The sequence below is a fragment of the Sphingomonas sp. NFR04 genome (assembly GCF_900114095.1).
Lineage (GTDB): Bacteria > Pseudomonadota > Alphaproteobacteria > Sphingomonadales > Sphingomonadaceae > Sphingomonas.
In genome coordinates this window covers 738121-756794 of record NZ_FORV01000001.1, presented here as the reverse complement: position 1 = coordinate 756794, position 18674 = coordinate 738121, and the positions used below count along the sequence as shown (strand labels likewise).

Here is an 18674-nt window from a genome sequence, read left to right as displayed (position 1 = left end):
CCGTCATCCCCGCGGAGGCGGGGATCCATTTGCGCCGGTGCTGCGGTTCTTTCCCCGAGCGCACAGGCCAATGGATTCCCGCCTCCGCGGGAATGACGGAGGTTGCTTGGTGGGGCGTCGTCCCGAAAGCCCATCCTTATCCTCTCACAGGGCGTCGATCGTGCGATAGGCGGCGATCAGCCGCTCCTCGCCCGCGCGCCCTTTGACCGAATTGCCATGTTCCATGCCGATCGTTCCGGCATATTTCCGCTCGCGCAGCCAGCGGACGATGTTCGTGAAGTTGATTTCGCCGGTGCCCGGCTCGTTGCGGCCGGGATTGTCGCCGAACTGTATATAGCCGATCTCGCTCCAGCAGGTGTCGAGCACCGGGATCAGGTTCCCGGACTGGATCTGCTCGTGATACAGGTCGGCGAGGATCTTCACCCCGGGGCTGTTCGCCCCGCGCGCCACGGCATAGCCCTGCGCGATGCTCTGCATGTAGACGCCCGGATGGTTGGTGCGGGTGTTGAGCGGCTCCATCACCAGCGCCATCCCGTGCGGGGCGACGAGATCGCCGGCGCGGCGCATCAGGTCGATCACCCGCGCCGTCTGGATGTCAACCGGCACCTTGGGATCGAGGAAGCCGGTCACCACCGTCATCCGCGTGGCGTTCAGCCGCTTGGCGACGTCGATCGAGGCGCGGATGTCGGCCAGGAACGCTTCGCGCTCGGCGCCGTCGTTCGCGCCGAGGATCGGGCGGGACTGCCCCCATTTGGGCATCGAGGCGACGAACACGCCCATCGTCATGCCGCGGCTGGACAGCGCCTTGGCCATCGCCACCTGCTCGTCGACCGGACGGGTGGCGGCCTCATTGTCCTCCCAGGCGGTAAAGCCCTGGTCGGCGGCAAAGGCGATCTGCTCCAGACGACTGCCCCGGCTGGCGAAGCTGCCCTCGTGCGGCGCGAAATGGAGCGAGAAACGCGCCGCATTCGACTGGCTGCGCGCCGAGGATGCCACCAGGGGCATCGCCGTCGCGCCGGCCAATACGGTGCGGCGCGTCACGCTCATTTGCCGCCCATCGCCTTGAGGTACGCGATGATCTGCTGGCGCTTGGCCGGATCCGCCATGCCGATCGGCATGCGGGTGCCCGGCACCTTCTTCATCGGCGCGGCGATGAACTGGTCGAGCGTCGCCGGGTCCCAGGTCAGCTTGGAGTTCTTGAGCGCGGTCGAATAGTTGAAGCCGGGCGCAGACGCCGCCGGACGGCCGACCACGCCGTTGAGATTGGGGCCGACGCCGTTCTTGCCGCCCTTCTCCACGGTGTGGCACGCCTTGCACGCGGCAAAGGCGGGCGGGGCGGTCTGCGCCCAGGCGGGCGCGCTCGCCGTCAGCGCCGCGGTTGCGGCTAGTGCCATCCAGAACTTCATCTACGCTCTCCGGTTACGATCTCGGTCCATTTGGTGTCGGCCTTCGCATTGGCGATCATCGCCTCGACAAAGGCCATCGTCCGCAGCCCGTCCGCGAGACCCGGTACCTGCGCCGAATCGCCGCGAAGAAGGCTGGCGAACCCACGATAAAGGTTTGCAAACGCTTCGATATAGCCTTCCGGATGTCCGGCAGGTGTACGAAGCAGGGGCATGGTGCTCGCGCCCAGGCCGGGCCCGCCGGCGCGGAGCGTTTCCGCGGGGCGATCCAGCCAGCGCAGCGTGAGCGTGTTCGGCTCCATCTGCGCCCATTCCAGCCCGCCGCGCTCGCCATGGATGCGCAGGCGCAGGCCGTTTTCCTCGCCGGCGGCGACCTGGGTGGCCTTGAGCGTACCGCGCGCGCCGCCCTCGAAGCGGAGCAGCGCGCTGACATCGTCGTCCAGTCGCCGACCGGGGACATGGGTCGCGAGTTCGGCGGACAGCGTCTCGACGCGCAGGCCGGAGACCAGCTCTGCCAGATGGAAGGCGTGCGTGCCGATATCGCCGAGGCAGCCGCCAAGACCAGCGCGTGCCGGATCGGTGCGCCACTCGGCCTGCTTGTTGCCCTCGGTGTCGAGCGAACCGCTCAGCCAGCCCTGGATATATTCCACCTGCACCAGCCGGATCGCGCCGAAATCGCCGCGGGCGACGCGGGCGCGCGCCTCCTCGACCAGCGGATAGCCGCTGTAGGTGAAGGCGAGGGCGAACTGCTTGCCGCTCGCCTGCGCGGCGGCGGCGATGGCGCGGGCCTCGTCGCTGTTCATCGCCATCGGCTTTTCGCAGAAGACGTGGAAGCCGGCGTTCAGCGCAGCGATGGCAACGGGGGCGTGGAGATGGTTCGGCGTGACGATCGCGACGGCGTCGATGCGCTCGCTTTCCGGCAGCGCCGCTTCGCCGGCGAGCAGGGCGTCATAGGTCGCATAGACCCGCGCCGGATCGAGCCCGAGCAGGTCGCCGGTCCGCGCATTCTTGCCGGCATCGGTGCTGAACGCGCCGGCGGCCAGCCGCCAGTCACCGTCCAGCGCCGCCGCCATGCGGTGCACGGCGCCGATAAACGCGCCTTCGCCGCCGCCGACCATGCCGAGTTTCAGCGGATGCCGGATCATGCGTCGCGGCTTCCCAACCCGAGCAGATTGCGGATGGCGGTCTTGTCGACGCCGCTCGACGCGAAATCGTCGAATGCGCGCTCGGTGACGCGGATGATATGGTCGCGGATGAAGGGCGCGCCCTCGCGGGCGCCGTCCTCGCTGTTCTTCAGCGCGCATTCCCACTCGATCACGGCCCAGCCGCGATAGCCGTACTGGGCAAGCTTGCTGAAGATGCCGACGAAATCGACCTGCCCGTCGCCGGTCGAGCGGAAGCGGCCGGCGCGGTTCACCCAGCTCTCATAGCCGCCATAGACGCCGCTGCGCCCGGTGGGGTTGAACTCGGCATCCTTCACATGGAAGCACGAGATCCGATCGTGATAGCGGTCGATGAAGTCGAGATAGTCGAGCTGCTGCAGCACATAATGCGACGGATCGAACAGGATGCGCGCGCGGGGATGGTGACCCACCGCCTCGAGGAAACGCTCCCAGCTTGCGCCGTCATGGATGTCTTCGCCCGGATGGATCTCGAAGGCGCAGTCGACGCCGGCTTCCTCGAACACATCGAGGATCGGCAGCCAGCGGCGGGCGAGTTCGGCGAAGGCCTCTTCGACGAGGCCTGCGGGACGCTGAGGCCAAGGATAGACATAGGGCCAGGCGAGCGCCCCCGAGAAGGTGGCGTGCGCCTTCAGCCCCAGCCGGCCGCTGGCGCGGGCGGCGAGCTTGACCTGCTCGACGGCCCAGGCCTGGCGCTCGGCGGGCTTGCCGTGCAGCTCGGCCGGCGCGAAGCCGTCGAACAGCGTGTCATAGGCGGGATGCACCGCGACCAGCTGGCCATGCAGGTGGGTCGAAAGCTCGGTCGGCTGGATGCCGAACTTGTCGAGCCGGGCGCGGAGATCGTCGCAATAGGCCTGACTCTCGGCAGCCTGTTTGAGGTCGATCAGCCGCGGATCGCACGGGATCTGCACGCCTGCATAGCCGAGGCCTGCGGCCCATTCGGCCATGTGGTCGAGCGTGTCGAACGGCGCGGTGTCGCCGAGAAACTGGGCGAGGAAGATGCCCGGACCCTGCATCGCGGTCATGCCTGCACCTCGTTACGATTGTTCTTGAAGGTCAACTGGAAGAGCAAAGCGATCACCGCCGCGGCGATCGCCGGATACCACCAGAGATGGTGCCAGTCGGCGACGGTCGCGTTCGCCGGCAGCTGCGCATAGAGCAGCCCGCCGATCTGCGAGCCGAGCAGCATGCCCACGCCGTAGGTGAACAGCGTCAGCATGCCCTGCGCCTGGGCGTTGACGCCCTTGGGGGTAGCGATGGTGCCGGTGTAGATCGCGCCGGCGACGAAGAAGAAGTCGTAGCACACGCCGTGCAATGCGACGCCGAGATAGATCGCCCAGATCCCCGCGGCGCCGTCGCCGATCGCGAACAGGGCATAGCGCAGCGCCCAGGCGACCATGCCGACGAGCAGCAGCGGCTTCACCCCAAAGCGGCGATACAGCCACGGCATCGAGAACATGAAGACCAGTTCGGACATCTGGCCGATCGCCAGCGTGCCACCGACATTCTCGATCCCCGCCGCGCCGACATAGGGCGAGGCATAGGCATAATACATCGCCAGCGGGATCGAGATCAGCGTCGCGCAAAGGATGAAGATCAGGAAGGAGCGGTTGCGCATCAGGCCGAAGGCTTCGGTGCAGAACACCTCCGCAACCAGGCTCTTGCCCTGCGGCGCATCGGGCTGAACATTGGGCAGGGTGATGCTGTAGAGGCCGAGCGCGAGCGAGACCACGCCCGCCACTTCGAAGATATGCGGGCTGGCGGAAAGACCCGCCCAGCCGATGATCAGCCCGGCGACGATCCAGCCCAGCGTGCCGAAGGCGCGGACGAAGGGGAAGCGATCGACCCGCTCGCCGAAGCTCTTGAGCGCGATCGTGTTCGCCAGACCCACCGTCGGCATGTAGAGGATCATGTAGCCGAGCAGCAGCCAAACGAAGCTGGCGCCATGCTCGGGGGTGAGCAGCCGGGGCAGGACGAAGAGCAGCACGCCGCCGACGAGGTGGAGCACCACCATCAGCATCTTGGGGCTGAGGAACCGCGCCGCCGCCATGCCGAGCAGGAACGAGCCGACGATCGAGGCGATCGGCCCGACCGAAAAGGCGTTGGCGATCAGGCTGCCGACGCCGACGGTCTGCATCACCAGACCCAGCGTGACGTTCCACGCGCCCCAGACGAAGAACTGCATGAACATCAAGGCGCTGAGCCGCCCGGTGAGCAATCCCGATACGGGCTGCGTACTGTTCATGGTGATCCCTCCAGCAGCGACCATGCGCTTCCTCTCCCCGTGCGGCTTTGCCGATGCTCGACTTGCGCGGCTGTGCCGCTGTTCGAATCGCAGCCTATGCAGAGCCGGATACGATGTAAAGGATTACATTCGCGGGGCTCGACACGGCGCGTCGCACGCTACAAAGATATCTGCATGGCTACGATTATCGAAGTCGCCGCAGCCGCAGGCGTTTCCACCGCCACGGTATCGCGCGTGCTCAGCCAGCCGGGGCGGGTGGCGGACGCGACGCGGGCGCGGGTGATGGAGGTGGTCGAGGCGCTCGATTACCGGCCCAATGTCGCGGCGCGGACGCTGCGCACGCTGCGTGCCGCCAAGATCCTGCTAACCGTGCCGGACATCTCCAATCCCTTCTTCGCCAGCGTCATCCGCGGCGCCGAGGAAGCGGCGCGCGACGCGGGCTATGCGGTGGTGCTGGGCGACACGCGGCACGATCCCGAAGTCGAGGACCAGTACGCCGAGATGCTGTCGCGGCGCGAAGTCGACGGGCTGGTGTTTCTCGGACACCGGTTGCCTGCCAGCCTGGAGGCACTGGTCGCGCGGCAGGGTGCCTCGGCGCCGATCGTCAATGGCTGCGAATATAGCCCGGAGATCGGCGTGCCGAGCGTGCATATCGACAATGCCGCCGGCAGCGCCGATGCGATCGAGCATCTGGTCGAGCTCGGCCATCGCGAGATCGGCATCATCACCGGGCCGCCGATCAGCCCGATCAGCCGGGATCGCCTGGCCGGTGTGCTGCGCGCCGCCGATCGCCACGGCCTCAAGGACCGGCTGCACCTGCGCGAAGGCGATTACGGTGCCGATTCGGCCCACCGCGCGGCGCGGGCGCTGCTCGCGGAGGGCGTCACCGCGCTGTTCTGCTTCAGCGACGAGATGGCGCTGGGCGCGATCAGCGCGGTGGGGGCGGCGGGGCTGTCCTGCCCCGGCGACGTCTCGGTGATCGGCTTTGACGACCTGCCGCTGGCCCGCTTCTTCCACCCGGCGCTGACCACCATCGCCCAGCCCAAGGGGATGATCGGCCGGCGCGCGGTCGAGCTGCTGGTCGGCATCCTGCGCGGCACCGAACCCGTCGAGCGGCAGCTGACGCTCGCCCATGAACTGATCCTCCGCGCCAGCACGGGGCCTGCGCCGAACCCCCGGTGACAGGCAGCGCGCGCGTGCTATGCTCCTGGAAAGGCGATCGAAAGCATCGCCTCCCAGGAGAGACACGATGCCGATGTTCCGCAAGCTTGCCGCGCTCGGTCTGATCGCCGCCATGATGATCGGCGCCGCGTCGCCGGACGCAGGGCGACCGCCGATCATCGGCATCTCGCACCTTGCCGTCTATGCGACCGACATGGCGGCGACCGATCATTTCTATCGGGTGGTGCTCGGCGCGCGGAAGGGCGCCGATCCGGAGGATGCGGCAGGCGTCCGCTATTATTTCAGCCCGCGTCAGTTCGTCGAGGTGCTGCCCGCGCCCAAGGACCATGGCCCCAGCATGCTGGCCCATGTCGGCTACGTCACCGCCGATGCCGCGCGGCTCCGAACCTGGCTCAGCGCTCACGGCGTCCGCGATCTCAGCCCGGTGCAACACGGGCAGGGAGGCGACCAATGGTTCGGCGGTCGCGACCCCGAGGGCAACCAGGTCCAGTTCGTCCAGCCCGGCAGCAGCGTCACCACGGCGGAGAAGGGCGCGATCAGCGGCCGGATCATCCATGTCGGCCATGCGGTGCACGATCGCGCCAGGCAGGACGGCTTCTACCGCACGCTGCTCGGCTTCCGCCCCTATTGGTTCGGCGCGTTCCACCCGGACAAGGTTGACTGGGTTTCGCAGCAGCTGCCCGACGGGCGCGACTGGCTCGAATATATGATGGTGGGCGAAGGTTCGGACGTGACGGCCGACAAGGTCGATGCGCGGCAATTGGGCGTGCTCAACCATTTGTCGCTAGGCGTGGTCAACATGGAGGCCGCGGTGACGACGCTCTACCGCGAGAACCGGCTGAGCCCGCGGCACGACGGTCCGCAAATGGGCTTGGACGGCAAGTGGCAGGCCAATTTCTACGATCCCGACGGCACGCGGGTGGAGCTGATGGAGTTCAAGCCCGCAAGCACGCCCTGCTGCTCGCCTTTCACCGCCGAAAGCCCGGAGCCGTAACACCCTCTGTCCAAGCCTGGGACGGCAATCCTGTGCAAAACGCAACGCACGCGTTACAAATGCAAGGTAGATGGAGGGGGTGGAGGAACAGCGGAATCTGCGGGTACGGGCGGGGGCGCCCGGCGTGCCCTATTTCACCCTCTCGAACGCGCCGCCCGAATTGCGCTTCGATGCCTATGCGGAATCGGTCGATCCGATCTTCGACACGCGGCGCGAGGCGGTGTCGGGCGATTTCAGCGTCGGGCTCGACGGGTTCAACGCCGGCCCGGTGCTGATCGGCCGCTCGCGCATGTGGGGCGCGGGGTTCCACTATGACCGCGATATTCGCAAGGTGGCCCGGACTGGCGTCGAGGCGGTGCTGGTCCAGATCATCACCCGCGGCGGCGACGTGCGGCTGCACGACGGCGAGGCGACGGTGACGCGCCCCGGCGACATCTGCGTCGCTGACATGACTCGCCCCTTCGCCACCCGCACCGATGGCTGCGAGAATATCAGCATGGTGGTGCACCACAGCGCGCTCGGCCTCGACGAGCCGCGGCTCGACCGGCTGCACGGGCTGGTGCTCCGCCGCGAAACGCTGGCCGCGCAGCTGCTGGGCGAGCATGCCCGGATGCTGGTCGAGCGGCTGCCGCAGGCGGGCGCGGACGATGCGCTGGCGGTGGCGCGCGCGACGGGACTGATGATGGGCGGGCTGATCGCGCCCACTATCCCGGACGGCGGCCCCCGCGCCGCGGTGGCGGTGGCGGCGCTGTTCCGGATCAAGCGGTTCATCCGCGCCAATCTCGCCAATCCGGAGCTGGGGCCGGACTTGGTCGCCCGGGCCATGGGCATGTCGCGCGCCTCGCTCTACCGCATCTTTGCGCCGCTGGGCAGCGTCGGCGATTTCATCCGGCGCCAGCGGCTGGAGCGGGTGTTGAGCGATCTGGGCGATCCGGTGCAGCGCGGGAGGTCCATCGCCGAAATCGCCTATGGCTGGGGGTTTGCCGACTGGTCCACCTTTTCGCGCGCATTCAAGGCGGCGTTCGGGATCACTCCCAGCGAGGCACGATCCGGTGCCGGGCTGGCGCTGCAACGGCCAACGGGCGGGGCAGGCGACGTGCTGCTGCCGCAGTGGATCCGCACGCTGGAGATGCTTCGCCTCCCCGCCTGACCCGCGGGGCTTAGCCGTTGGTATAGGTCTGCGCGGCAGGCCTATGCGCCAGGGCGTTCCATCGCCTATGCGGGCCGAATTGCGAGTCCGGAAGCTCGGGCTTGTGGTGCCACGCAACCAAAAGGCCGCTCGGGTCTTTGGTGCGCCGCGATATAAAAGGATGTAAAATGAAGCGTGGGAGCTGGCGCGTGGGGCAGGGGGCCTTGCTCGCGATCATGGCGTTCGGAGCAACGGTGCCCGCCGTGGCGCAGCAGGTGGACGTGGGCGCGCCGCCGCCGCCGGCCGACGAGTTGAACAAGCCCAAGCCCGACGCGACGCAGGCGGATGCCGGCTCCGGCCCGCGTGCCGATACCCAGCGCCGCGCGCGCAGCCACATGCTCCACCCACGCGACCCCTCGCCTTCGTCGCTGGCCGGTGACACCCAGAGTTCGCCGCCGCCGGGGCTGATTGGCGATTGGCAGGACATCCGCACCCGCATGGGCGAGCGCGGCATCGGCCTGTCAGCGCGCTATGCTTCGGAAACGGCGTACAATTTCACCGGCGGCGATCGCAACCTGGTGGCCGAGACCGGCCAGTTCGACTTCGGCGCGCTGCTCGATCTCGACAAGCTGGTCGGCTGGAGCGGGGCGGCGCTGCAGGGCACCGTCACCTGGCGGCGCGGCATCGATCTTACCACCACCGCGGGCCTTGGCGCGCTGCAGCAGGTGCAGGAAGTCTATGGCCGCGGCCAGACGGTGCGCGTGACGCAGCTGTGGCTCCAGCAGAAGCTGGGCGACAAGGTGGAAGTGAAGCTGGGCCGCACCAATCCGGGCGAGGACTTCGCCGTCTTCTCCTGCCACTTCCAGAATCTCAGCTTCTGCGGCGCGCAGCCGGGCAATCTCGTCGGCGATTACTGGTATAATTGGCCGGTCAGCCAATGGGGCGCGAACGTCCATGTCGACGTGGCGCCCGGCGTCTATGTGCAGGGCGGCGCCTATGAGGTGAACCCGCGGAACCTGGAGAACACCTTCTTCATCGGCCATTTCAAGGGCGCGACCGGCGTGCTGCTCCCCGCCGAGATCGGCTGGACACGCGGTGGCGACAAGGGCCATGTCGGCTCGTACAAGCTGGGCGGCTGGGTCTCCACCGCCGATGGCGACGACCTGGTGCTCGACATCAACCGTCAGCCGCGCGCGGTGACGGGGCTTGCGCCGCTCCAGCATTCGAGCCGCTACGGCGTGTTCGCCAGCGTCCAGCAGCAGCTGACCGGTGCCTCGAAGGATGGCCGCTCGCTGACCGGTTTCAGCATGTTCGCCAACGTCACCTTCGCGGATCGCGCGACCTCGCTGACCGACAACCAGGTATCGGTGGGGCTGTTCTACAAGGGGCTCGCGCCGAGCCTGCCGGGCGACGTGATCGGCCTGGCGGTCGCGCGGACCAATGTGAACGGGCGGATCGACACCGCGGATCGCCTCGCAGGCAAGCCGGCGCGCGATGCGGAATATGCGGCGGAGCTCTACTACAGCGTCTCGCCGACCGAGTGGCTGGTGGTGCAGCCCAACGTCCAGTGGATCCACCAGCCGGGCGGGGTGAAGAACGCCAAGGATGTCGGCGTGCTCGGCCTGAAGTTCGCGCTGACGTTGTGAGCCGAAACTAAGCCCCTCCCCTTCAGGGGAGGGGTTGGGGTGGGGGCTGTGTCTCACCGAGACAAACCTCTGTTCTGGAATCCCTCCACCCCCAACCCCTCCTCCAAGGAGGAGGGGCTTAAGTCCTGTCACCCCTCCACCACCGCCGCGAGCTGCTCGAACTGCTCGGCAATGCCGCCTTCCATCCCCTCGAACGCTTCATCGAGCGCTTCCTTCGAGCCATGCCGGTCGTGATAGGTGACCAGCGTCTTGCCGTCGGCCTCCTTGAAGGTGACGGTGGTCAGCGCGCCGTCGGTGCTTTCCTCGTTGGTCCAGACGATCTTCTCGTTCGGCACCACCTCGACATAGCGGCCGAAAAAGGCGTGCACCGGCCCTTCGTCCGCGCCGAATTCGAGCCGGTAGCTGCCGCCGGTGCGCACATCCATCTCGCAGGTGCGCAGGCGGACGGGCGCGGATGCCGGCACCCACCAGCGGCGGAACAGCTCGGCATCGCTCCACGCCCGGAAGACGAGGCGCGCGGGGGCGTCGAAGCTTCGCCGGACCACCATGTCCACGTCCGAGGTACGCTCCACCTTGGTCCGCGACGATGCGGCGTCATGCATGCTCAGGCCCATCCGACTGCTCCTTGCGTTTGAGTTCCTCTACGAGTCCGTCCAGCGCGTCGAACCGCGCATCCCAAAGTTGCTGCACGCCGTCGATCCAGGCGGCCTCGCCCCGCAGGCCCCGGCCGCCCAGCCGGCAGGTCCGCACCCGCCCGACCTTCTCGGTGGTGACGAGGCCCGCCTGTTCCAGCACGCCGAGATGCTTCTTCATGCCCGTGAGGGTCATGTCGAACGCATCGGCGAGCGCCGAGACCGAGCTTTCCTGCCGCCCGAGCCGCTCCAGTATGCCACGGCGGGTAGCATCGGAGAGCGCGGCGAACGATGCATCCAGCGCAGCGCTGCTATACTGAACCATGTGGTTCAGTGTTACGTGGATTTTGGCGAAGAGGCAAGTGCATTCAAGCCCCTCCCCTTCAGGGGAGGGGTTGGGGTGGGGCAGGGTCTCACCGAGACCAACCTCTGTTCTGGAATCCCTCCACCCCCAACCCCTCCTCCCAGGAGGAGGGGCTAAAGTTGTGGTCACCCCAGCGTCCGCCGCAAGGCGTCATGCCACCCGGCCAGCAACGTCGTGCGATGCCCCGCCTCCATCGCCGGCTCGAAGCACGCCTGGCGCGACCAGATCGCCGAGAGCTCGTCGAGCCCGGACCACAGCCCCACCGCCAGCCCGGCATGGAAGGCGGCGCCGCGCGCGGTCGTCTCCAGGTCGTCCGGCCGCTCCACCGCGACATCCAGCACATCGGCGAGGAACCGGCACAGCCAGTCGTTCGCCGCCATGCCGCCGTCGACGCGCAGCATCGCCGGTCGCACGCCGCCATCCTGCACCATCGCGGCAACGAGATCGTAGGTCTGATAGGCCACCGCCTCCAGCGCGGCACGGGCAAGGTGCGCTTGCGTGGCGCTGAGCGTCAGCCCGAAGATCGCGCCGCGCGCCTCGGGATCCCAGTGCGGCGCGCCGAGGCCGACGAACGCTGGCACCATGTAGACGCCGTGACTGTCCGACACCCGCGTCGCCATGTCGTTGGTCTGGCGGGCATGGGTGATCACCCCGATACCGTCGCGCAGCCATTTGATCGCCGCCCCCGCGACGAAGATCGAGCCTTCCAGCGCATAGGCGGTCCGGCCGTTGATGCGATAGGCGGGGGTGGTCAGCATCCGGTGTTCGGACGTCACCGCCTTGTCGCCGGTGTTGAGCAGCAGGAAGCAGCCGGTGCCATAGGTCGACTTGGCAGTGCCCGGCGCGAAGCAGCATTGGCCGAACAGCGCCGCCTGCTGGTCCCCCGCCATGCCCGCGATCGGGATCGGCAGGCCGAACCATTCGGGATCGGTCATCCCATAGACATGGGCATTGTCGTGCACCGCGGGGAGCAGCGCCATCGGAATGCCGAAGAGCCGGCACAGCTCGGCGTCCCACTCGCCCCTGTGGATATTGAACAGCGAGGTGCGCGAGGCATTGGTCACGTCGGTCGCGTGTACCGCGCCCCTGGTGAGCCGCCAGAGCAGGAAGCTGTCGATCGTGCCGAAGGCGAGTTCGCCGCGCTCCGCCCGCGCCCGCGCACCCGGCACATGATCGAGGATCCAGCCGAGCTTGGTCGCCGAGAAATAGGGATCGACCAGCAGCCCGGTACGCGCCCGCACCTCGGCCTCGACACCCTCGGCCTTGAGCTCGGCACAGCGATCGGCGGTGCGGCGGTCCTGCCAGACGATCGCGCGGTGGATCGGCGTGCCGGTGGCGCGGTCCCAGACGAGCGTCGTCTCGCGCTGGTTGGTGATGCCGATCGCGGCGATGCTGGCCACGCCGACGCCGCTCTTGAGCAACGCCTCGCGCGCGGTGGTCAGCGCATCGTGCCAGATCGTCTCGGGATCATGCTCAACCCAGCCCTGGTCGGGATAATGCTGCTCGAACTCGGTCTGCGCGGTGGCGACGCGGCGGCCCGCCGAATCGAAGATCACGCTGCGCGTCGAGGTGGTGCCCTGATCGATCGCGAGAATGTGATTCCGGTCCACCAAAGCCCCTCCCAATGTTCGCTCGGACGCTCGTAGATTTTCGTTCGCGCGTCAACGCTTTCGTTTATGTTCGCTTGGTGCTATAAACGAACAATAGCGAACATGAGGCGAAGCATGGCGGCCGCACATTCCGACGAGCGTTTCGATATGCTGGTGGTCGGCGGCGGCATCAACGGTGCCGGCATCGCCCGCGACGCCGCGGGACGCGGCCTGTCGGTGCTGCTGGTCGAGAAGGAAGACCTCGCCAGCCACACCTCCTCGGCCTCGACCAAGCTGATCCATGGCGGCCTGCGCTATCTCGAATATGGCGAGTTCCGCCTGGTGCGCGAAGCGCTGATCGAGCGCGAGCGGCTTTGGGGCATGGCGCCGCACATCATCTGGCCGCTCCGCTTCGTGCTGCCGCAGACCCAGTCGCCGCGGCCCGCCTGGATGGTGCGGCTGGGGCTGTTCCTCTACGACCATCTCGGCGGCCGCAAGAAGCTGCCCGGCACCGACACAATCGACCTCGCCCGCACGCCGTTCGGGCGCGGGCTGAAGACCATGAAGGGCAAGGCCTTCGTCTATTCGGACTGCTGGGTGGAAGACAGCCGGCTGGTGGTGCTCAACGCGATGGACGCGGCGGAGAAGGGCGCGGACATCCGCACCCGCACCGCGCTGCACGGGGCCCGCCGCGAGGGCGGCGAATGGATCGCGACCATCGCCGATGATGCGGGCGAGCGCACGGTGCGTGCCAGGGCGCTGGTCAACGCCGCGGGCCCTTGGGTGGCGGACGTGCTGGGCCGCGTGCCGGACGTGGTCGCCGATCGCGGGTTGCGGCTGGTCAAGGGCAGCCATCTCGTCGTGCCGAAGCTCTATCCGGGCGACCATGCCTTCATGTTGCAGAACCCGGATCGCCGGATCGTGTTCACCGTGCCCTATGAGGGCAAGTACACGCTGATCGGCACCACCGACCAAGTGTGGGAAGGCGCGCCGGGCAAGGCGCAGATCAGCGTGGAGGAAACCCGCTATCTTCTCGATACCGCCGCGCGCTATTTCGACGATCCGCCGTCCGAGAAGGACGTGGTGTGGAGCTATGCCGGCATTCGCCCGCTCTATGACGACAAGGCGGGCAACGCCTCGGCGGTGACGCGCGACTATGTGCTCGACCTGGACGGCGACGACGATCGCGCGCCGATGCTCAGCATCTTCGGCGGCAAGATCACCACCTATCGCAAGCTGGCCGAGCACGCGATGGCCGAACTGGCGCGCTTCTTCCCGGAGGCAGGGCAAGCCTGGACCGCAGGCGCGGTGCTGCCCGGCGGCGACCTGCCCGAAGGCGACTTCGACCGCTTCGTCGCCAATCTCCAGCATGCGCGCCCGGGCCTGCCGGCCGACCTGCTCCGCCGGCTTGCCCGCGCCTATGGCACGCGGGTCGACGCGCTGCTCGGCGACGCGATGACGATGTTCGATCTGGGCACCGATCTCGGCGGCGGGCTGACGTTCCGCGAAGTCGACTATCTGCGGGCCCAGGAATGGGCGGTGACCGCCGAGGACATCCTCTACCGCCGCAGCAAGCTGGGGCTGCACGTGCCGCCGGGCACCGCCGAGCGGCTCGCCGAATATCTTGGCGGCGAGCCCCGGCGGATGGCGCGATCGGCCTGATGGCCGAAGACCTGCCCGATCTGGTCGCCGGCCGCCACGCGCGCATCCTCGACCTCGCCCGCCGCACCGGCAGCGTTAGCGTCGAGGCGCTGGCGACCGCGCTGGAAGTGACGCCGCAGACGATCCGCCGAGACCTGAACCAGCTTGCCAAGCAGGCGATGCTGTCGCGCGTGCATGGCGGCGCGGTGGTGACCTCGGGCGTCGACAATCTCGATCGCGAGGCGCGGCGGCAGGTGGCCGCCGAGGCCAAGGCGGCGATCGGCACGGCGGCGGCGGCTTTGGTGCCAGACGGCGCCAGCCTGTTCATCAATATCGGCACGACGACCGAGGCGATCGCCCGCGCGCTGGTCCAGCACCGCCATTTGCTGGTGGTGACCAACAATCTCAACGTCGCCGACATCCTCGGCGGCGTGCCGACCATTGAGGTGGTGGTCGTCGGCGGGCGGGTACGCGCCAGCGACCGCGCGGTGGTGGGCGCGCTGGCGATGGATTTCCTGCGCGGCTTCAAGCTCGATTACGCGCTGATCGGGGCCTCGGCGATCGACGAGGAGGGGACGCTGCTCGACTTCGACATGGACGAGGTGCGCGTCTCGCAGACGATCATCGAACAGGCCCGCACCGTGATCCTCGCGACCGACCAGACCAAGTTCGGGCGGCCGGCGCCGGTGCGGATCGCGGAGATCGGAATCGTTGATCATTTGGTCACCGATCGCCTCCTACATCCCGGGATCGCTGCCGCCTGCGCGGCGGGGCAAGTCAAGGTGACGCAGACGGACGCTTGATTGGTCAGGCCAATCCGTGCAGGATTGCCGAAACGAAGAACAGAATGGCCGCGGAGCCATTCAGAGAGGGCAGTGAAAGGTTTATGCGGCGTATTGCCCATCTTCGCTGGTGGATCGTCGGGCTGATCTGTGCCGGCACCATTGCCAATTATCTCGCGCGCAACTCGTTGGGCGTGCTCGCGCCCGAGCTGAAGACCGTGCTGCACATGACGACGCAGCAGTACAGCTATGTCGTCGGCGGCTTCCAGCTCGCCTATACGGTGATGCAGCCGATCGCGGGGATGATCGTCGACCGGATCGGGCTGCGCGCGGGCTTCGCGCTGTTCGGCGCGGCCTGGTCGGTCGCCAACATGCTCCATGCGCTCGCGGCTGGCTGGCTGGGGCTGGTGTTCTTCCGCGGGCTGCTCGGCATGTTCGAATCCGCCGCCATCCCGTCGGGCATCAAGGCGATCGCCGAATGGTTTCCGGCGCGCGAGCGATCGGTGGCGGTGGGCTGGTTCAACGCCGGTACGTCGCTGGGCGCGCTACTGGCGCCGCCGGTCGTCGCGATCGTGATGATCTATACCGACTGGCGGATGGCGTTCGTCGTCACGGGTGCGGTGGGGCTGCTCTGGTCGCTCGCCTGGTGGGTATTCTACCGCAGCCCCGGCAGCCATCCCAAGATCACCCATCACGAGCGCATGCTGATCGCCGAGGGGCGGCCCAAGCCGCTCGACCGTCGTGCCTCGGCGCGCGAGATCCTGGGCACCGCGCGCTTCTGGATCATCGCGGTGCCGCGCTTCCTCGCCGAGCCGGCGTGGCAGACCTTCAGCTTCTGGATCCCGCTCTATCTCGCCACCGAACGCGGCATGGACCTCAAGCAGATCGCGCTGTTCGCCTGGCTGCCCTTCCTTGCGGCCGATCTGGGCGGGGTGCTGGGCGGCTATCTCTCACCCTTCCTGGTCGCGCGCTTCCGCCTGCCGCTGATCGCCTCGCGCGTCGCTGGGGTTGCGCTGGCGGCAGTGCTGATGATCGCGCCGGGCTGCATCGGGCTGGCGGCGAGCCCCTACACCGCCATCGCGCTGTTCTGCATCGGGGGCTTTGCGCACCAGATGATCTCGGTGCTGATCAACACGCTGTCGGCCGACGTATTCACCGCCGAGGAAGTCGGCGCGGCCAACGGCTTTATCGGCCAGGCCGGCTGGGTCGGCGGGCTGATGTTCTCGCTGCTGATCGGGCAGCTGGCCGATACGGTCGGCTATGCGCCGCTGTTCGGCATGCTTTCCGTCTTCGACATTATCGGCGCGGTCGTGCTGATCGCCGGCCTGCGCCATCTTCGCCTTCCGGAGCCTGTGAAATGAGACGCGCCACGCTTTCCAATCCCCCGCGCTTCACGATTGCCGAAGAGGGGCAGGGGCGGATCACGCTGGAGTCCGATACCGGCGCCGTCGCGCACCTGTTCGTGCTCGAGCAGGACATGGTGCGGCTGCTGCTGCTTGCGCACGGCATTGTCACGAGCCCGCCGAGCTGGGCGATCGCGCCCGGGCAGGAAGACATCGCCGAGCCGGGGCGGGACCGGATGGACGTGTCCGGCTTCACCTGCCCGGACTATCGGCTGTCCCACGATGCCGAGCAGCTGGTGCTTGAGACCGATCGCATTCGGCTCACCGCGCGGCTCCACGGTCTGCACTGCCGCTGGGAGCAGCGCGACGGCGATGCCTGGGTCCCGATGGCGGAGGATCGCCCGACCCATGCCTATGACTTCGGCTGGTGGGACGGCAAGGCGCACCATTATGTCGCGCGCCGCCCGGGCGAGCGCTTCTACGGCCTGGGCGATCGCACCGGCGACGCCAATCGCGCCGGCCGCAGCTTCCGCCTGACCAATCTCGACCCGATGGGCTATGACGCGGAAACGAGCGACCCGCAGTACAAGTCGATCCCCTATGTGCTGGTCGCCGACGAGGCCGGGCGTTGCCACGGCGCCTTCTACGACACGCTGGCCGACGTTGCCTTCGATTTCGGGCGCGAGCTCGACAATTACCACGGCTTCTACCGGCACATGGTTGCCGATTACGGCGATGTGGATCTGTGGATGATCGCCGGTCCCGATCCGCTGGCGGTGACCAAGCGCTTCACCTGGCTGACCGGCCGCCCAGCGCTGATGCCGCGCTGGTCGCTCGGCTATTCGGGCTCGACCATGACCTATACCGACGCGCCCGATGCGGCGGCGCAGATGGGCGGGTTCCTGGAGAAGCTGGCCGAGCATGACATCGGCTGCACCTCGTTCCATCTGTCCTCGGGCTACACCTCGATCGGCGACAAGCGGTACGTGTTCCACTGGAATCGCGACAAGTTCCCCGATCCCAAGGCATTCGTGTCGAGCTATGCGGACGCCGGCGTCGAGCTGGTGCCCAACATCAAGCCTGCGCTGCTGCGCAGCCATCCGCGCTATGACGAGGTCGCGGCGGCGGGCTACTTCGTCAGCGACGGAGACGGGCAGCCCGTGGAGGCACAGTTCTGGGACGAGGTCGGCAGCTATGTCGACTTCACCAACCCGGACGCCGCCGCCTGGTGGCGGGCGCAGGTGAAGTCGGCGCTGCTCGACAACGGCATTCGCTCCACCTGGAACGACAATAACGAATATGAAGTGTGGCATGCCCGCGCCCGCTTCGCCGGCTTCGGCACGTCGGTGCCTGCCGCGGCGATGCGGCCGGTGCAGCCGCTGCTGATGATGCGTGCCTCGCGCCGCGCGCAGATCGAGGCGCGGCCGGACGAACTGCCCTATGTCGTCACCCGCGCGGGCATGGCGGGGCTGCAGCGTTACGCCCAGACCTGGACCGGCGACAATCGCACCGAATGGAAGACGCTGCGCTACAATGCCCGGATGGCGATCGGCCTGGCGCTGTCGGGCGTGTCCAACAGCGGGCATGATGTCGGCGGCTTTGCCGGTCCTGCGCCGGATGCCGAGCTGTTGGTCCGTTGGGTGCAGGCGGGCGTGCTCATGCCGCGCTTCAGCATCCATAGCTGGAACGACGATCGCAGCGTCAACGAACCCTGGATGTACCCGGAGGCGCTGTCCGCGATCCAGGCGTTGATGCGGCTGCGCCAGCGACTGGTGCCGTTCTTCCACGACCTGCTCCACCGCTATCACTCGGACTATATGCCGATGGTGCTGCCGACCTGGGCGGTGTTCCCCCAGGATCCGCAATGCTGGGCGGAAAGCGACGAGCATCTGCTCGGCACCGACGTGCTGGCGGCGCCGGTGGTGGAGCAAGGCGCGACCGAGCGACGGCTCTACCTCCCCGCGGGTGCGGACTGGACCCATGTGTGGACGGGCGAGACCTTCACCGGCGGCACCTGGGTGACCGTCGCGGCGCCGCTCGACGGTCCGCCGCCGCTGTTCGCCCGGGCGGGCTCGGCGATGCTGGTCGACCTCGCCGAGGGAGGCTGGCGCGCGGGCGCACCGCGCCGCGGCATGTGGCTGTTCCCGCCCCGCGAAGGCGCTTTTGCCTGCGAAGCGATGGACGGGGACGGCAATGCCCTCGTGCGCTGGCAGATCCAGGGCGAGGCGCGGGAGGACCGGGTCGTGGTTCGCGTCACGCCAACAGGTACGCAATTGGACGACGCAGATGTGACCATGTTGCTACCAAGTAACGATCATCGTCCGCTAGTCGTGGAGCGTGGCAGCGCTGTCAGTGTGGCGTCGCAGCAACAGATTGAGCACAAGAGCAAGTAAAAAACGATTGCATACCGCGTTTCCCCGATATTTCTCGGAGTGTCGGGGAACCTATTGTCCGGCTGTCTAAAAAAGAATTGCGGGTAGAACCCTGCCGGACAAGGGGAGTATTAATGAGAGGTTACCAGGTATCGGTCGCGCATGCTGCTT

16 protein-coding genes are annotated in these 18674 nt (G+C 67.7%); 8 read left to right on the top strand and 8 right to left on the bottom strand.

The genetic code is table 11. The features are described from left to right. Positions 1-144: 144 nt before the first annotated feature. The 5 genes from BM009_RS03330 to BM009_RS03310 are packed head-to-tail and all read right to left on the bottom strand — an operon-like array spanning position 145 to position 4829. On the bottom strand, positions 145-1047 hold the full coding sequence (locus tag BM009_RS03330; RefSeq protein WP_093293794.1) for a hydroxypyruvate isomerase family protein: 903 nt from the start codon (positions 1045-1047) through the stop codon (positions 145-147). After that, positions 1044-1406, bottom strand: coding sequence for a c-type cytochrome (locus BM009_RS03325; protein ID WP_093293792.1), 363 nt, complete (start codon positions 1404-1406; stop codon positions 1044-1046). Before BM009_RS03325 ends, BM009_RS03330 begins: the two co-directional genes overlap by 4 nt. Next, positions 1403-2548, bottom strand: a complete 1146-nt coding sequence (locus BM009_RS03320) for a Gfo/Idh/MocA family protein (RefSeq protein WP_093293788.1) — start codon at positions 2546-2548, stop codon at positions 1403-1405. Before BM009_RS03320 ends, BM009_RS03325 begins: the two co-directional genes overlap by 4 nt. Next, positions 2545-3609, bottom strand: coding sequence for a sugar phosphate isomerase/epimerase family protein (locus tag BM009_RS03315; protein ID WP_093293786.1), 1065 nt, complete (start codon positions 3607-3609; stop codon positions 2545-2547). The genes BM009_RS03320 and BM009_RS03315 overlap by 4 nt, the downstream gene beginning before the upstream one ends. Then, a complete protein-coding gene (locus BM009_RS03310; protein WP_093293783.1) occupies positions 3606-4829 on the bottom strand; it encodes an MFS transporter in 1224 nt (407 codons plus the stop codon). Before BM009_RS03310 ends, BM009_RS03315 begins: the two co-directional genes overlap by 4 nt. Positions 4830-5003: 174 nt before the next feature. Here BM009_RS03310 and BM009_RS03305 point away from each other — a divergent pair, with 174 nt between their 5' ends. The 4 genes from BM009_RS03305 (at position 5004) to BM009_RS03290 (ending at position 9780) form a co-directional block, all read left to right on the top strand. Then, positions 5004-6011, top strand: coding sequence for a LacI family DNA-binding transcriptional regulator (locus BM009_RS03305; protein WP_093293781.1), 1008 nt, complete (start codon positions 5004-5006; stop codon positions 6009-6011). A gap of 67 nt (positions 6012-6078) precedes the next feature. Then, positions 6079-7005 carry a VOC family protein gene (locus BM009_RS03300; protein WP_254772130.1) on the top strand — a complete coding sequence of 309 codons (927 nt, stop codon included), beginning with the start codon at positions 6079-6081 and terminating at the stop codon, positions 7003-7005. Between the two features lie 124 nt (positions 7006-7129). Further along, positions 7130-8155 (top strand): helix-turn-helix domain-containing protein, encoded by a 1026-nt coding sequence (locus BM009_RS03295; RefSeq protein ID WP_217644160.1) that lies wholly within the window; start codon positions 7130-7132, stop codon positions 8153-8155. Positions 8156-8322: 167 nt separating this feature from the next. Further along, positions 8323-9780: a carbohydrate porin gene (locus BM009_RS03290; RefSeq protein ID WP_093293774.1), complete on the top strand. Its 1458-nt coding sequence runs from the start codon at positions 8323-8325 to the stop codon at positions 9778-9780. 128 nt (positions 9781-9908) lie between these two features. Here the strand turns inward: BM009_RS03290 and BM009_RS03285 are convergent, their stop codons facing one another. The 3 genes from BM009_RS03285 to glpK form a co-directional block, all read right to left on the bottom strand. Then, positions 9909-10394 carry an SRPBCC domain-containing protein gene (locus BM009_RS03285; RefSeq protein WP_093293771.1) on the bottom strand — a complete coding sequence of 162 codons (486 nt, stop codon included), beginning with the start codon at positions 10392-10394 and terminating at the stop codon, positions 9909-9911. Beyond that, a complete protein-coding gene (locus BM009_RS03280) occupies positions 10375-10737 on the bottom strand; it encodes an ArsR/SmtB family transcription factor (protein ID WP_093293769.1) in 363 nt (120 codons plus the stop codon). The genes BM009_RS03285 and BM009_RS03280 overlap by 20 nt, the downstream gene beginning before the upstream one ends. Positions 10738-10901: 164 nt before the next feature. Further along, positions 10902-12386 (bottom strand): glycerol kinase GlpK, encoded by a 1485-nt coding sequence (gene glpK, locus BM009_RS03275; RefSeq protein ID WP_093294609.1) that lies wholly within the window; start codon positions 12384-12386, stop codon positions 10902-10904. Positions 12387-12500: 114 nt separating this feature from the next. Between glpK and BM009_RS03270 the strand changes: the two genes are divergently transcribed. From BM009_RS03270 to BM009_RS03255, 4 genes are all read left to right on the top strand, one after another. Continuing rightward, complete coding sequence (locus BM009_RS03270; protein WP_093293766.1) at positions 12501-14027, top strand: glycerol-3-phosphate dehydrogenase; 1527 nt, start codon at positions 12501-12503, stop codon at positions 14025-14027. Further along, a complete protein-coding gene (locus BM009_RS03265) occupies positions 14027-14809 on the top strand; it encodes a DeoR/GlpR family DNA-binding transcription regulator (RefSeq protein WP_093293764.1) in 783 nt (260 codons plus the stop codon). Before BM009_RS03270 ends, BM009_RS03265 begins: the two co-directional genes overlap by 1 nt. An 83-nt stretch (positions 14810-14892) precedes the next feature. After that, the gene (locus BM009_RS03260) at positions 14893-16149 is read left to right on the top strand and encodes an MFS transporter (RefSeq protein WP_093293761.1); all 1257 of its coding nucleotides are present in this window, start codon (positions 14893-14895) and stop codon (positions 16147-16149) included. Then, positions 16146-18524 (top strand): glycoside hydrolase family 31 protein, encoded by a 2379-nt coding sequence (locus tag BM009_RS03255; RefSeq protein ID WP_093293759.1) that lies wholly within the window; start codon positions 16146-16148, stop codon positions 18522-18524. The genes BM009_RS03260 and BM009_RS03255 overlap by 4 nt, the downstream gene beginning before the upstream one ends. Positions 18525-18674: the final 150 nt, after the last annotated feature.

Coding starts and splice junctions, on each gene's coding strand:
- BM009_RS03285 (WP_093293771.1), bottom strand. CDS start 10,394: ATGGGCCTGAGCATGCATGACGCCGCATCGTCGCGGACCAAGGTGGAG.
- BM009_RS03290 (WP_093293774.1), top strand. CDS start 8,323: ATGAAGCGTGGGAGCTGGCGCGTGGGGCAGGGGGCCTTGCTCGCGATC.
- BM009_RS03300 (WP_254772130.1), top strand. CDS start 6,079: ATGCCGATGTTCCGCAAGCTTGCCGCGCTCGGTCTGATCGCCGCCATG.
- BM009_RS03265 (WP_093293764.1), top strand. CDS start 14,027: ATGGCCGAAGACCTGCCCGATCTGGTCGCCGGCCGCCACGCGCGCATC.
- BM009_RS03310 (WP_093293783.1), bottom strand. CDS start 4,829: ATGAACAGTACGCAGCCCGTATCGGGATTGCTCACCGGGCGGCTCAGC.
- BM009_RS03255 (WP_093293759.1), top strand. CDS start 16,146: ATGAGACGCGCCACGCTTTCCAATCCCCCGCGCTTCACGATTGCCGAA.
- BM009_RS03270 (WP_093293766.1), top strand. CDS start 12,501: ATGGCGGCCGCACATTCCGACGAGCGTTTCGATATGCTGGTGGTCGGC.
- BM009_RS03260 (WP_093293761.1), top strand. CDS start 14,893: ATGCGGCGTATTGCCCATCTTCGCTGGTGGATCGTCGGGCTGATCTGT.
- BM009_RS03305 (WP_093293781.1), top strand. CDS start 5,004: ATGGCTACGATTATCGAAGTCGCCGCAGCCGCAGGCGTTTCCACCGCC.
- BM009_RS03330 (WP_093293794.1), bottom strand. CDS start 1,047: ATGAGCGTGACGCGCCGCACCGTATTGGCCGGCGCGACGGCGATGCCC.
- BM009_RS03320 (WP_093293788.1), bottom strand. CDS start 2,548: ATGATCCGGCATCCGCTGAAACTCGGCATGGTCGGCGGCGGCGAAGGC.
- BM009_RS03325 (WP_093293792.1), bottom strand. CDS start 1,406: ATGAAGTTCTGGATGGCACTAGCCGCAACCGCGGCGCTGACGGCGAGC.
- BM009_RS03315 (WP_093293786.1), bottom strand. CDS start 3,609: ATGACCGCGATGCAGGGTCCGGGCATCTTCCTCGCCCAGTTTCTCGGC.
- BM009_RS03280 (WP_093293769.1), bottom strand. CDS start 10,737: ATGGTTCAGTATAGCAGCGCTGCGCTGGATGCATCGTTCGCCGCGCTC.